Raw genomic sequence first — 13260 nt, forward strand, 5'->3', positions numbered from 1 at the left:
TCGCGAGTGAACGCGAATCGCGCCGATGCGGAGCGAGCCAAACCAATCTTCCAAAGCGAAGTGATCACGAAGCAATCCGGTGGTCACGCTGTCGACATCGATGTCGCTTTGGGTGGTGCCAAGGAGCTGTACTTGGTCGTCAATGACGGAGGGAACGGCTACTCGTGCGATTGGGCCGACTGGGCAATGCCTCGATTGGTCGGTGCCCAAGGTGAAAAGCGGCTGACGGACCTGAAGTGGAAGTCAGCGGTTGCCGGGTATGGCGAGCCCCGCATGAATCAAAATTCCGGCGGCATGCCGCTGCGAATCAATGGCGAAGCGGTGCCATACGGTATCGGCACCCACGCCAACTCGATCATCGCCTATGAAATCCCCGCTGGGTACGACCGTTTCCGGGCGCGTGCCGGTTTGGACAACGGCGGTAGCGATCAAGGTGGCTGTGGGAACGATGCCAGCGTTCAGTTCCTCGTCTACACCTCGGCACCGCCCGAGTTGCCCGGGTCAGGCTCGCATGAACCCGCCGATGCCCTGGCGGGGCTGGACGTCGGGGCGGGATTGACCGCGAGTCTGTTCGCCGCCGAACCACAACTCCGCAGCCCTTCGAACATCGACATCGATCACCGCGGGCGAGTGTGGGTCTGCGAAATCGTGAACTACCGCAGCCACAATGGTGAGCGAGTCGAAGGCGACCGCATCCTGATCCTTGAAGACACGGACGGCGACGGACTCTGCGACAACGAGAAAGTCTTCTACCAAGGCAACGACATCAATTCGCCGCATGGTGTTTGTGTGCTGGGAAACCAAGTCATTGTGTCCGCCGGAGACAAGGTACAGGTCTTTACCGATCATGACGGTGACGATCGACCTGACGAGCAACACGTCTTGTTCAGTGGCATCTCGGGTAGCCAGCATGATCATGGCATTCACGCATTCTTCTTTGGCCCCGACGGAAAGCTCTATTTTAATTTTGGCAACGCAGGCCGTCAGATCAAAGACACGCAGGGCAATCCGATTGTCGACAAAGCCGGCAATGTGGTTGATGACCGGCGGCAACCCTACCAGGACGGGATGGTGTTCCGTTGCAATCCCGACGGCAGCGAATTCGAAACGCTGGCGTGGAACTTTCGCAACAACTGGATGGTCACGGTCGACTCCTACGGAACGATATGGCAGTCGGACAACGATGACGACGGCAATCGCGGTTGCCGCATCAACTATGTGATGGAGTTTGGCAACTATGGCTATAAAGACGAGCTGACGGGGGCGGGCTGGCAATCGCCGCGGACCGGCATGAGCGACGAAATTGCCGAGCGGCATTGGCACAGCAATGACCCCGGTGTTGTGCCGAGTTTGCTGCATACCGGTGCGGGATCGCCCACCGGCATCACGGTGTATGAAGGGGATCTGTTACCGATGTTTCGGGGCGATTTGATTCACTGCGACGCAGGCCCGAACGTTTGCCGCGCCTACCTGCTGTCGAGCGATGGGGCGGGTTACACGGCGAAGATTCGCGACCTGTTGACGGGCACGCAAGATAAATGGTTCCGTCCCTCGGACGTGAAAGTTGCTCCGGATGGTTCACTCGTGATCGCCGATTGGTACGATCCAGGCGTTGGCGGACATGGCATGGGTGACGTGGATCGCGGACGTTTGTTTCGCATCACTCCCGCCTCGGGAACCGTGGACTACCCGGTTCCAAAATATGACTTCAAATCCGCTGGCGGGGCGGTCGAGGCGCTCCAAAACCCCAACGACGCGACACGAGCGATTGCATGGCAGTCGCTCCACGCCATGGGACAGGACGCTGAGAGCGAACTGCAAAAACTCACAGGTTCTGACAATCCCATCTATCGCGCCCGAGCCCTATGGTTATTGGGCAAGATCGAGGGACGCGGACGGAAGACCGTCCACGAAGCGATTGCCGATGACGACGAAAACATTCGCATCGTGGGAATTCGCTTGGCACGCCAACTGGGCATCGACGTCAACGAGTATGCCGCCTCAGTCGAGAAGGATTCATCGCCCGCGGTACGCCGGGAACTCGCCATCGCATTGCGAAACAGCGACTCACCGCAAGCGGCGAAGATCTGGGCAACGCTCGCGATGCAATACGATGGGAAAGACCGCTGGTATCTCGAAGCTCTCGGCATCGGCGCAGGCCACGGTCATGATGATGAATTCTTTGACGCCTGGATCGCAGCGGTCGGTGACGACTGGAACACGCCAGCCGGACGCGAAATTGTGTGGCGCAGTCGCGCAGCCAACGCAGCGGGCTATCTCGTCAAAATCTTGCAAGATCCGGCAACGCCCGCCGCTCAGCAGGACCACTACATGCGGGCCTTTGATTTCCACGAGGGACCGGCCAAAGAGGCCGCACTCCAAGCCCTGCTTGGACTATGAGCGGGGCATCGGCCACACGCCACGTCCCCCGGTCCAGCCAAATCTGTCACATTCTCGTCTCGCCCCCTCCCCACTCAACCGCGGTGGAGAGGCGAGGGCGGGGACTGAATTTTTTACACCACCTCAATCACGTTCCATGCACTCTCGAAATTCGATTCATTTCGTCGCCCTGCTCGCCCTGCTCGCCCTATTCACCAGCGGTCTCGCTACCGCCGCAGAAGAGGCAGCACCGCTGGCGGCCAAAGACAAGCTCGTTGTCGAAACAGTGCTGCGTCTGAAGAGCTTCAACCTCGAATCCTCGGCACCGGCCAAAGCCGCTGTGCTTCGATATCTCCGCGCTCGCCCAGGGACCACGCAATCGTTCGATCTGATTGAGCGATTCAAGCCTGTCGAAATCGCTCCGGACTTGGCCGCGTTCAGCCTCGACCACGCCGACCAAACCTCCGGAGTACGGGCTGCCGAGTTGTTGTTCGCAATGGATCAACAGACTCGATTGTTGGAAGTATCCCAAGCGGAAGAACCGGAACAGGCACTCAACGCGATTGCTTTGATTGGTCGCAGCGGTGGCGTCCAGGCTGCCGAAATACTGCTGCCGATCGTGACATCCGAAACGCTCACGATGGATCGCCGTATCGCCGCGGTAACGGCGTTGGGCAGCCACACCAACGGCCAAACACAGATTCTTGACCTCGTCAAGAAGTTCGCGATTCCCGATGATCTGAAATTCGCTGCTGCCAACGTGTTGCTGTCTTCGGACAACGATTCGATCGCGAGCGAAGCGAGCAAATATCTGACCCTCCCCGAGACCGCTGACAGTCACCCCTTGCCCCCCGTCGCCGAGTTAGCGAACCGCAGCGGCGATCGGTTGGCGGGCGCGCGTGTGTTTCGGCAGCAGGGTACCTGCATCCAGTGCCACACGCTCGGTGGGGAAGGAAAAGCCGTCGGTCCTGACCTTTCTGAAATCGGCAGCAAACTCTCACGCGAAGCGATGCTGGTCGCGATTCTCGACCCCAGTGCCGCAGTCAGTCACAACTTCGAAACCTATGTGCTGCTCACCGAAGATGGCACTGCGGTGACGGGACTGCTGATCAGCCAAACGGATGCGGAAATCACGCTGCGGACGAACGAGGGGATTGATCGTACGGTTGATCGCGACGAAGTAGAACTCTTCGAGAAGAAGTCCCAATCCATGATGCCGCAAGATCTCCAGCGATTAATGACGGTCGAGCAACTCGTCGATCTGGTCGAATACCTAATGAGCCTACGGAAGACGAATTGAGAGTCACTATTTGCTCTGCGATCGGGAGGAGCGATCGCGCTGAGTGGGTCCCATCGATCGATCTCGGGGCGATCCACGGCTCCAATTCGAGCCGCGTTGAGTCGGACATGCTTGACCGATCCGGACGGCTACGGCAACCTGCTTGACGACAACCCTGCTTTTGGCGTCTGATATGTTGTCCGCATTTTTCTTGCCCGCACGCTATCGATTCCATGACTGCTGCTCCGCTCCCACCCGATTCCACTCCCCGCACCACGCCGAGCTTCCCGCTAGGCGTCGCGGAGATCGAGCGGATGATTCCGCATCGCGCACCGATGCTACTGCTCGATCAAATTGTCGAGCTGACGTCGACGACCATCCACGCGCGGAAGACCTTTTCGGCGGACGATTATTTTGTGCAGGGACATTTCCCCGGCTATCCACTCGTGCCTGGGGTGATCCAGTGCGAATGCTGTTTGCAGGCGGGTGCGATCCTGCTGAGCGAGCAAACTCCGGACGTCGGCGAGTTTGTGCCGGTGGCCACACGGATGGATAGTGTGAAGTTCAAGAATATGGTTCGGCCTGGGGATACCGTCGACATACATATCACGCTGAAGGAGCGACTTTCAAACGCATACTTCTTGACGGGCAAAATGCTGCTCAACGGAAAAACCACGACGCGTTTGGAATTTGCCTGCAGCATCACCAACCCTCGTGACACTGCGGCAGGTACCGGGGGCAATGCGTCGTGAGTGGTCCCGATTCAACGCCAGCAGCTTTCGATTTCCTGGGTTTCACCGGGAAGACGTACTTGGTCATGGGCGTGGCCAATCGCAAGAGCGTCGCGTGGGCGATTGCGAGCCTGATTGAACAGTCCGGTGGTAAGGTAATCTATACCGTTCGCAGTGATGCCCGTCGCGATAGCACCGCGAAGTTGCTGGCCGGTCGGCGCGTGATCGTGTGCGATGTCGAGGACCAATCCAACATCGATGCGCTCGCTAAAACGCTCGCCGACGAGGACGTTACGCTCGCGGGCTTTGTGCATGCGATCGCGTTTGCCGATTACTCGGAAGGCATACGACCGTTTCACGAAACCACACGCAAGCAATTCTTGCAGGCGATCGATATCTCGGCATTCTCCTTGACCGCGGTTTGCCATGCACTACGAGACCGTCTCGCCCGTGACGCGTCGGTGGTAACGATCGGCATCAGCACCACGCGGATGGCGAGCGAGAGCTATGGGTTCATGGCCCCGATTAAAGCCGCTCTCGAATCATCACTCGCATTCCTGACGAAATCCTTCAGCCGATTCAGCGAAGTGCGGTTCAATAGCGTTGCTGCGGGACTGCTGAAGACGAGTGCGTCGGCGGGCATCCCTGGCTATGTCGATTCGTACCTGTTTGCGGAGAAAGTCATTCCGCGAGGCCGCGCGGTGCAGACTGAGGAAGTCGCCGCAACCGCGGCGTTCCTATTGTCGCATCGGTCGAGCGGCATCGCAGCTCAATCGCTCGTCGTCGATGCGGGCATGTCAATCAACTACTTTGATGCCAATGTGGTCGACGCGGTGACCGCAGCATCGGTTGATTGAGACTTCCTCGGACCGTGATCCTCTTACTTCTCACTTTTGACGACAGAAATCTCTCATGGCTCAAGCGATCTACATCAACGGCGAATACTTCACGCGAGAAGACGCCAAGATCAGTGTTTACGATCACGGGTTGTTGTACGGTGACGGCGTGTTCGAAGGCATGCGCATCTATAACGGGAAAGTATTTGCCCTCGAAGATCACCTGGTCCGCCTGTACGAATCGGCTCGTGCGATCGCGTTGACGCTGCCCATCGACATTGACGCCATGCGGACCGCGGTCAAGGCAACGGTCGAAAAGAATGGCTTGCAGGAAGCATACGTGCGATTGGTGTGCACACGCGGTGGCAACCAATTGGGACTGGACCCGAACCGGTGCGTTGATCCGCAAGTCATCATCATCGTCGACAAAATCTCTCTGTACCCCGAGAAATACTACACGGAGGGTTTAGATCTGATCACCGCGTCGACGATCCGCAACCACCCGGCGGCATTGAGCCCACGGGTCAAGTCACTGAATTACCTCAACAACATCATGGCGAAGATCGAAGCGATCCGAGCGGGTTGCATCGAAGCGGTGATGCTCAATCATAAAGGCGAAGTTGCCGAGTGTACCGGCGACAATATCTTCATCGTCCGCCGTGGACGTTTACTCACGCCACCGGTTCATGCAGGCATCCTAGAGGGGATCACTCGCAATACGGTGATGGATCTTGCTCGCGACGCGGGCATCGAGGTCGCCGAGGAAACGTTGACACGTCACGACCTATTCATTGCCGATGAGTGCTTCTTGACCGGCAGTGCCGCTGAAGTCATCCCCGCCGTCCGGCTTGATGGACGATTGATCGCCGACGGCAAAGTCGGCCCGATCACCAAGCAGCTCAACGAGCTGTTCCGAGCCCACGTGAACCGTGGCTAGCAGCCCGTTTCGTTCCTCGCATCCCGGCGGGAACAACATCGTCGTTGAGAGGAAGAGCAGACCGCGGCCCGCCTTCCTCATCAACGGATGCGCAGAGACAGAATCAACCGATACGCAGGGACAGCGATACGCAGGGACAGAGCATCTCATCAGCGTGTCCCGTTCGCTTCCGATTGCGACGGCCCGTTTTATCGAGACTCGGGGCCTTCATTCCCACGCCTTGCTGCTCCGTCAAACCGTCCGATGAGAGGGCAACGAATCGGCCCACTCTGGGTGTCCGGCAACACTGCCGAAGAACGGTCTGAAATCATGGACCAGTTCACACCAGGCCAGCGCATCGCGTCCCCGAGAGCCCAATACGCGCCCCGCTTCGTTTTTGCACCGAAGTGGGATCGCTTTGCTGGGTCGTCTCGCAGGTCGCTGGCATGGTATGCACGCGGGGCTATTTGATTCGACGAATGGCCTTCGCCACCAGACGCGGCAAACCACGCTGGATTTCGCTCCACTCCAAGACCGCGCCCTTTTTAGGGCGAACGACGATGTCAAACCCGGCTGGCATGCTGGCCCGCTGTGTTCGGAATGACTCGCGAATCAGCCGTTTCCATTGATTGCGAACGACCGCATTGCCTGTTTTTTTGGGGATCGTGACACCGAGGCGAGACGTATCGCCGCGGTCGACGGCTCGTGGTCGAGCGAACACGACCAGCGTCCCGTCGGCGGCACACCCTCCGCGCCGCATCACACTTGTAAAATCGTCGCCTTTGACCACACGGAGCGATTTAGGGAAACTGAGATCCGACATCGACACAATACAAAGAGAGATGGACTGGCGTGAATGAGTGGCCGTGAGTATTCCCTCGCGACCGCAAAGCCACACGACGCCTCGTTTAAAACGATCGGTCGCTGGCCGACGTCGCAAGCCACGTTCTGGCGAGCGTAGCGACTCGGCTAATTTCGTCCGCTACGCTGGATTGGGAAATGGTGACACATGCGAGAGTGTAGCGTAGAATCACCTGGTCGCGTAACGACAAGCCGGGGCACCGGCGGCGCGCGCCCTCACGTGTTTTGAGCCACCGATTTGTCCGTCACTCTGCATACGATTGCTGAATCCGCTAGCGGGGCCATTCATGTGGTCATTGGAGGCTATCGTTCTCGTCCGACGGCGAGCCTAATCGGGGCCGCGGGACTCACGGGGTCTACCTATGCCGTGCACTGGGCCTCGGGCCGTTGGAGCGAAGCCGGTGCGTCCGTAGGCATGGCGGCGCGTGGAATTCGATTGGGCATCCCAGCGCTGCGTGCAGGAAATACATTGCTAGGCATCGGCTCGCTCGCCGGCGGTGCTGGCGGCGCACTCGTGATGGGCGCGGGACAGTTTCGCCATCGTTATTTCTGCGCTCGCCGCGACGGTGCGCTACTATTCGCCCTGCTACGCGATATTCCAGGCATCACCAAACGCCCGCTGATTCTGTACGGCCACTCACTTGGGACGGTCGTGATCCGTTCCGCATTGGAATCGCTCGAGGAGCACCATTACCGGATCGAAGACGTTGTGCTGATGGGCGGGATGGCCTCACGAACGGGATGGGATCCGCTGGCGGAACGGTTTACCGGGCGGTTAATCAATCTCTACTCGCCACGTGATAGCATCCTGTCGATTGCACCCGTTTGGGGTCGCGTCGTAGGGACGGGCGAAGTACAGCGAACAGCGGAGAACCTGCTGCCCGGTGAGCGAGTGATCAATCACAACATTACCCGCGTGCTCCCTCATCCGATCAAAGCGGTCGCGCACCACAGTGGGTACTGGCGGCACTTCGGTCGTTTCGTGGGACGAGGCGCACGGACATGAGCGAGCGTGTTTCGGATGCGTTGACGATCACGCACCTCAATGTTAGCGCGGCGGGCAACGAGTTGTTGCGAGACGTCTCGCTGAGCGTTCCCGGTGGCAAGATCACAGTCCTAGTCGGCGGCAGTGGCGCTGGAAAATCCGTGCTACTAAGACTACTCGCCGGAATCTTGCCGCGTGAACAATCCCCCGTGTACTGGGAGGGCGACCTGCGTTTCGGTGACGCCCCGCTGGAGTCGCGTTCACACGGTCGCACCGGGATCGTCTTTCAACAGTTTGCCTTGTTCGATGAGCTCACACCGACCGCCAACGTCCAGTTCGCGATTGATCACCGCGCCGATCGCGCTGAGACACCGCGTTACTCAGCACCAGAATGGCTGGAACTGCTCGGCGTGCCCGTTTCTCCACCGGTCGCTGCGCTCAGCGGGGGCCAAAAACAGAGGCTGGCGATCGCCCGCACGTTGGCTGCCGATCCGGAAATCATTCTGTACGACGAACCGACGTCGGGTTTAGACGCAGCCACGGGGCACCGCGTTGCAGAATTGATCCAGGAAACACAGCGTCGTTTCGAGCGTACGAGTCTAGTGGTGACACACGACTACACAACGCTACTGCCTATCGCCGATGAAGTCCTGCTGCTCGATGCGAACAATGCGACGATCGTGTCAGTTCCACGTGATCAATGGGACCAAATCCCCGATCGCCTACGCGCCTCGGCGTTGCACCGCGCCTCACAATCAACTGATCGGCCACCTGACACAAGCGGTCGCGGGAGTGCCCTTGGCCGCCGAATCGGCCGAGCGATCGGTGATTTCCTGGGGTCCACCGGCGCTGCCCTGCACGCGATTGCTCGGCTGCCGATTGATGCGCGACCGATCGTCCCCCGCCTGCGATGGGCGGGACGATTCCTGTGGCATTACCTCGGCCTGATCGGGGGACCGACGGCCTGTATTTACCTCGTGGTCGCGGGTGTCATCGCGGGATTCACGACGACCTATTTCACGCTGCGATTCCTGCCCTTCCGATTATACACGCAGCCCTTGCTGATCGACGAACTGCTGGCGGCAATCGGTTTTGCGCTGTACCGGATTCTGGTGCCGATCTTAGCGACCGTGCTGATTGCAGCGAGGTGTGGCGCGGCCGTCGCAGCGGACGTGGGTGTCAAGCAGTACGGTGGGCAAATCGATGCGTTGAAAACCTTCGGTATCCGCACCCCTGCGTACTTGCTGGTGCCGATTCTGGGGGCGTTTTTGATCGCCACTCCGATCCTTGAATGGCTCGCTTTCACCGCTTCCCACTGGATCAGCCGACTCACGTTCGTTTTGTCGTATCCCGAGATCGGGATTCATTTTTGGTACCAGCACTTTTTTCGCGCTGTCGTACTGCCAACGGACTCGCTGGGGCAGCCCGCCTGGGGGTCCAGCCTGCCGGTCGTTGGTTGGTTCCTGCTGGGCAAGGGCTGGGGCTGGGTACTGCTGAAAAACCTACTCTGTGGATTCGGCACCGCAGCGATTGCCTATCACCGTGGGATCACGGCAAAACAGTCGGCGAGCGACGTCAGCCACTGCATCACGTCAACCGTGTTGTGGGCAACGCTGTATGTCTTAGTCGTGCATTTTGTGGTAGCTTTGTTGGAGTTTTGATCAACAACACCTCTTCATCACAGCCGGTATGGACAAGAAAGCTAAGAAGCGACTCGACATCATCAACAAGAAATTGCAGACGCTCCGACCACGCTTGGCCGGTTCGAAAGAGCAAGCCGACGACCCGAACGAGTTGGCTGAACTGGAGAACGAAATTGCCAAGCTCGAAGCCGAAGCTGCAGAACTCCGTAAATCGTAGCAGTCGGACTGCCCCGACAGTCTGGCGCAGCTCGATCACAACTCGCCGCAGGGAAGCACTCGCGATGGCAACTTGACCATCGAGAACTCGCAAACCCAAATCATCGGCGAATTTGAGCTCAAGGATCGCTCCCCTTAAAGAGCAGCGTGCCGAGCGGGTGCGAGCATGCGAGTGGATGCCTCACAGGCGCCCTGAGGGCTCGTCTGAAAGGCGTGTCAAGCGAATTACGGTCAAGACTCGCCGCGGCCGATAAAGTTCGGCGGACCGTTGTGCGCCGCGTGCCGAGACATCCCGGCAGGCGACTCTGAGAAGCGGGAATGAGTGGGTGGATCATCCCCAACGGCTTACGGTCCGACGGGACATCTCCACGAGCTGCCCATCGAATCCTGCCGGATCATCACGTCGCCGACTGGCGAACGTCCTTAGCCAGCCATTCGCGTGATGCGATTGTGGGGCTGGGCGAGCTCCTCGGCGCTGGGCTGGTAGCGAAACTGCATCAGGTAGGCGTCCTCGGTCGCATCGTCGTAAAAATCTCGCAGTACCGAGATGGCTTTGAAGCTGAGGTTCTTAAAGAACAGCTGCGCTTCAAGGTTGGTTTCGCGGACTTCGAGCATGATTCGGTTGCGGCGTTCTTGCGAAAGTTTACCGAGCAACTTTTGCATCATCACATTGCCAATGCCTTGGCGGCGATAGTTGCTGTGGACCGCAAAGTTGAGAATATGCAAACGATTCTTGTGCAGTTCGTAGATCATAAACCCGACGACTTTGCCGTCACATTCGGCCACCATGCCGATGCAATTGCGTTGACGCAGGCAGCGAATGAAATCATCCTCAGTCCACGGAAACTCGAAACAATCACTTTCGATGCCCAGCACGTCCGGCATGTCGCGTCGGATCATCCAGCGAATGTGGGCGGTTTGGCAAGCTTGTTTAGTCTGTTCCACGTCGGACTCCCTTCCGGTGCAATGAAGATTCCATGGCCGCTTTGGAAGCCATCCTGGCCGCCGCGGCGATAGGACGAAAATTAGCAGATCATTCATTCCGCACCAAGACAGAAAAGCAAAAAGCTAGAGACTCTGCGAAATCAGCTTTAAAAACTCATCCTCGGACAGAATCTGCACACCTGCACCATCGGCAATCAGGGATCGAGCCTTCTCCTCTTTGGTGCTCCGGGAGCGTCCCGAGCGGCGTGTGCGTGCGTCCGGCTGGCCGACGACCAGCAAATTGGTGAGTTTGGATACGCTCGCCAAACAGCGTCCACCGCAAACCTGCGTCAACCGTTCGGCATCCTCCCTGTCGATCCGAGTCAGAGTGCCCGTAAAAACCACACGTTGCCCGGCGAGCGGACGGACAAATTCGGCACGAATGAAAAGCCGCTGCACGTCCACGCCCGCCGCGGACATCATCACATCGGCCCCCGCAGGCTCAGAGGCGGTTGCCAGGCTGCCGCGTGCGGGGTTCTTGGCAGGTGAACGCCGGGCTGCCGCTGGACCCTTTTTTCCCCACTCCCCCGCCACGCCGCGGCTGAGTTTCAGACTCTTCTCGAGCTGTTCGAGCGACTCGGCACCCACGTGTTCGGCCGCTGCGAGGGCAATTTTGGCACATGCAATCGAATCCTCGAGCGCGTCATGGTGCTTGAACTGCACGCCCAACCAATCCGACAATGGCTTGAGACCGAATCGGGGTTGATCTGGCCACGCCCGCCGAGCAATCGCGCGGGTGCAACTGTACTGCATGTCAGGCGTCGGATGCCCATGCGTCGCTAGACAGGCCATCAGCACCCCGAGATCAAAACTCGCGTTGTGGGCGATCAGGCAATCATCACCGAAGGTCTGAAAAATTTCTGGCCAAAGCTCACCGAACTCCGGCGCATCTTGCACCATTTCGGGGGTAATGCCGTGAATCTCAATATTTCGCGGGCTGATGTAGAACGGTCGTGGGCGAATCAGCCAGCTCGCGCTGCTGACGATTTCGCCGCCACGGACACGAACGGCCGCGAGTTGACAGGCGCTGTCGCTTTGATGGGTCGCCGTTTCAAAATCAATCGCCGTGAAGTCCACTGATTTAGTTTCCCTGCATCTTCAAGACAGGTAATCGTCCCCGCTGGTCGATCTGAGTGGCAATCGAAGCGGGGGTCTGATCGACGGGACGAGGTCGCTGCCTCGGGGGCACCTCTGGCGCAACGAAACGGGAACCCTGACGCGATCCTCGACGAGCGAACTCAGCGTCGATTTCGTTTCGGATCGCTGATTTCTCGAGACACCACTTGGGCTCGATTAAAAACTGCGGTGGCGCGTCGCCGCTGACACGTTCCACGATTGTCGTCGGCGGGATGCGTTCGAGAAAGTCGACAACCGTGCTGACGTATTCCTCGCGGCCCATCATCTCGACTTTGCCTGCGAGGACCTCGTCGCCCAAGGGTGTGCCATGAACGCTGTACAGGTTATGCAGTTTGATGGCATCAAAGCCAAGCACACCGACTTCGTCGGCGGTCTGCATCATCATGTCGTGATCCTCGCCGGGGACCCCCAAGATCACATGGCCGCAGCACTCAAAGCCGCGACCGCGGGCGCGATCGATGGCATTAATCATGTCCGCATGCGTGTGAGCGCGGTTCATCCATCGGAGCGACTCGTCATGCACCGACTGCATCCCGAACTCTAGCGAAACGGTGTGCTCCATGGCGAGGCCTTCGAGCAACTCCAAGACACTCTCGGGAGCACAGTCAGGACGTGTTCCGATCGCAAGCCCCACAATCCGTGGATCGGCGGCCAACGCGAGCTGGTAGACTTCGGCGAGCTGGTCGACGGGGGCGTAGGTATTCGTCGCCGGTTGAAAGTAGGCAATGAACCCATCGACATGGTCGTAGCGCCGGGTAACCCGCTCAATGCCCGCGCGCAGTTGTTCACTGACGCGTTGCAGTCGTACCCGCCGCGACGGGCTGAAGGAGCGATTGTCACAAAAATTGCAGCCTCCGGTCGTGACAGCACCGTCGACGTTGGGACAGGTGAATCCGGCATCCACACTGACCCGCTGGATCCGCCCGCCGAATTTCCTCCGCAGGTGTCGCCCGAACGCATTGATCAATAACCCCTCACGCTGCCACGCGTGAGGGGAACTGTCTGGCAGGGGGGAGTTTTCATTTTCGGGCATAAATGGACCGGGCTAGAGGCGACTCAGCGAGCAATTCCCCACGATATCAGGCCTGATGCCACGGGCAAGGCGAGAACACCCCGAACCGACCGCAGGAATGCGGCAATCTTGGCAAGGGCCTGGATGGAATCGAGGCATCCCCCCCTGCGGAGAATCGGAATTTGGTAGAATGAGCAGTGGCGAACAGGCGGTCGTTTTATTCGGCGCTGGTGCGTCGAGTGAGATCAGGTACCGGGACTCCCACCAGCCCGGCCACCAAC

At 58.9% G+C, this 13260-nt stretch carries 12 protein-coding genes; 8 read left to right on the forward strand and 4 right to left on the reverse strand.

Annotated features, from left to right (window positions below; translation table 11 throughout):
• Positions 1 to 6 precede the first annotated feature (6 nt).
• From SH410x_RS15670 to ilvE, 5 genes are all read left to right on the forward strand, one after another.
• Positions 7 to 2400: a PVC-type heme-binding CxxCH protein gene (locus SH410x_RS15670; RefSeq protein WP_473668677.1), complete on the forward strand. Its 2394-nt coding sequence runs from the start codon at positions 7 to 9 to the stop codon at positions 2398 to 2400.
• Between the two features lie 136 nt (positions 2401 to 2536).
• Complete coding sequence (locus SH410x_RS15675) at positions 2537 to 3679, forward strand: c-type cytochrome (RefSeq protein WP_473668679.1); 1143 nt, start codon at positions 2537 to 2539, stop codon at positions 3677 to 3679.
• 212 nt (positions 3680 to 3891) lie between these two features.
• Positions 3892 to 4410: a 3-hydroxyacyl-ACP dehydratase FabZ family protein gene (locus SH410x_RS15680; RefSeq protein WP_473668681.1), complete on the forward strand. Its 519-nt coding sequence runs from the start codon at positions 3892 to 3894 to the stop codon at positions 4408 to 4410.
• A gap of 65 nt (positions 4411 to 4475) precedes the next feature.
• Positions 4476 to 5246, forward strand: coding sequence for an SDR family oxidoreductase (locus tag SH410x_RS15685; protein WP_473677321.1), 771 nt, complete (start codon positions 4476 to 4478; stop codon positions 5244 to 5246).
• A 55-nt stretch (positions 5247 to 5301) separates the two neighbouring features.
• Positions 5302 to 6162 (forward strand): branched-chain-amino-acid transaminase, encoded by an 861-nt coding sequence (gene ilvE, locus SH410x_RS15690; RefSeq protein ID WP_473668683.1) that lies wholly within the window; start codon positions 5302 to 5304, stop codon positions 6160 to 6162.
• 442 nt (positions 6163 to 6604) lie between these two features.
• Here ilvE and rnpA read toward each other — a convergent pair whose 3' ends face one another.
• Entirely contained in the window at positions 6605 to 6964 is a 360-nt protein-coding gene (rnpA, locus tag SH410x_RS15695) for a ribonuclease P protein component (protein ID WP_473668685.1), read from the reverse strand.
• Between the two features lie 276 nt (positions 6965 to 7240).
• On the opposite strand from rnpA, the gene SH410x_RS15700 reads away from it, so the two are divergent.
• Genes SH410x_RS15700 through SH410x_RS15710 form a run of 3 tightly spaced genes read left to right on the forward strand, consistent with a single transcriptional unit; the run spans position 7241 to position 9847 of the window.
• Positions 7241 to 8008: a DUF726 domain-containing protein gene (locus tag SH410x_RS15700; RefSeq protein WP_473668687.1), complete on the forward strand. Its 768-nt coding sequence runs from the start codon at positions 7241 to 7243 to the stop codon at positions 8006 to 8008.
• The gene (locus SH410x_RS15705; protein WP_473668689.1) at positions 8005 to 9648 is read left to right on the forward strand and encodes an ABC transporter permease; all 1644 of its coding nucleotides are present in this window, start codon (positions 8005 to 8007) and stop codon (positions 9646 to 9648) included. Before SH410x_RS15700 ends, SH410x_RS15705 begins: the two co-directional genes overlap by 4 nt.
• Positions 9649 to 9676: 28 nt before the next feature.
• Positions 9677 to 9847 (forward strand): hypothetical protein, encoded by a 171-nt coding sequence (locus SH410x_RS15710; protein ID WP_473668691.1) that lies wholly within the window; start codon positions 9677 to 9679, stop codon positions 9845 to 9847.
• 422 nt (positions 9848 to 10269) lie between these two features.
• Here SH410x_RS15710 and rimI read toward each other — a convergent pair whose 3' ends face one another.
• The 3 genes from rimI to mnmL all read right to left on the reverse strand — a co-directional run bounded on the left by rimI (position 10270) and on the right by mnmL (position 13000).
• Positions 10270 to 10746, reverse strand: coding sequence for a ribosomal protein S18-alanine N-acetyltransferase (rimI, locus tag SH410x_RS15715; protein WP_473677322.1), 477 nt, complete (start codon positions 10744 to 10746; stop codon positions 10270 to 10272).
• Positions 10747 to 10914: 168 nt separating this feature from the next.
• Positions 10915 to 11907, reverse strand: coding sequence for an exonuclease domain-containing protein (locus SH410x_RS15720; protein WP_473668693.1), 993 nt, complete (start codon positions 11905 to 11907; stop codon positions 10915 to 10917).
• 4 nt (positions 11908 to 11911) lie between these two features.
• Positions 11912 to 13000, reverse strand: a complete 1089-nt coding sequence (mnmL, locus tag SH410x_RS15725; RefSeq protein WP_473668695.1) for a tRNA modification radical SAM protein MnmL/YtqA — start codon at positions 12998 to 13000, stop codon at positions 11912 to 11914.
• Positions 13001 to 13260: the final 260 nt, after the last annotated feature.

The organism is Rhodopirellula sp. SH410 (assembly GCF_055811895.1).

Coding starts and splice junctions, on each gene's coding strand:
- SH410x_RS15675 (WP_473668679.1), top strand. CDS start 2,537: ATGCACTCTCGAAATTCGATTCATTTCGTCGCCCTGCTCGCCCTGCTC.
- SH410x_RS15680 (WP_473668681.1), top strand. CDS start 3,892: ATGACTGCTGCTCCGCTCCCACCCGATTCCACTCCCCGCACCACGCCG.
- SH410x_RS15685 (WP_473677321.1), top strand. CDS start 4,476: ATGGGCGTGGCCAATCGCAAGAGCGTCGCGTGGGCGATTGCGAGCCTG.
- ilvE (WP_473668683.1), top strand. CDS start 5,302: ATGGCTCAAGCGATCTACATCAACGGCGAATACTTCACGCGAGAAGAC.
- rnpA (WP_473668685.1), bottom strand. CDS start 6,964: ATGTCGGATCTCAGTTTCCCTAAATCGCTCCGTGTGGTCAAAGGCGAC.
- SH410x_RS15705 (WP_473668689.1), top strand. CDS start 8,005: ATGAGCGAGCGTGTTTCGGATGCGTTGACGATCACGCACCTCAATGTT.
- SH410x_RS15710 (WP_473668691.1), top strand. CDS start 9,677: ATGGACAAGAAAGCTAAGAAGCGACTCGACATCATCAACAAGAAATTG.
- rimI (WP_473677322.1), bottom strand. CDS start 10,746: ATGATCCGACGCGACATGCCGGACGTGCTGGGCATCGAAAGTGATTGT.
- mnmL (WP_473668695.1), bottom strand. CDS start 13,000: ATGCCCGAAAATGAAAACTCCCCCCTGCCAGACAGTTCCCCTCACGCG.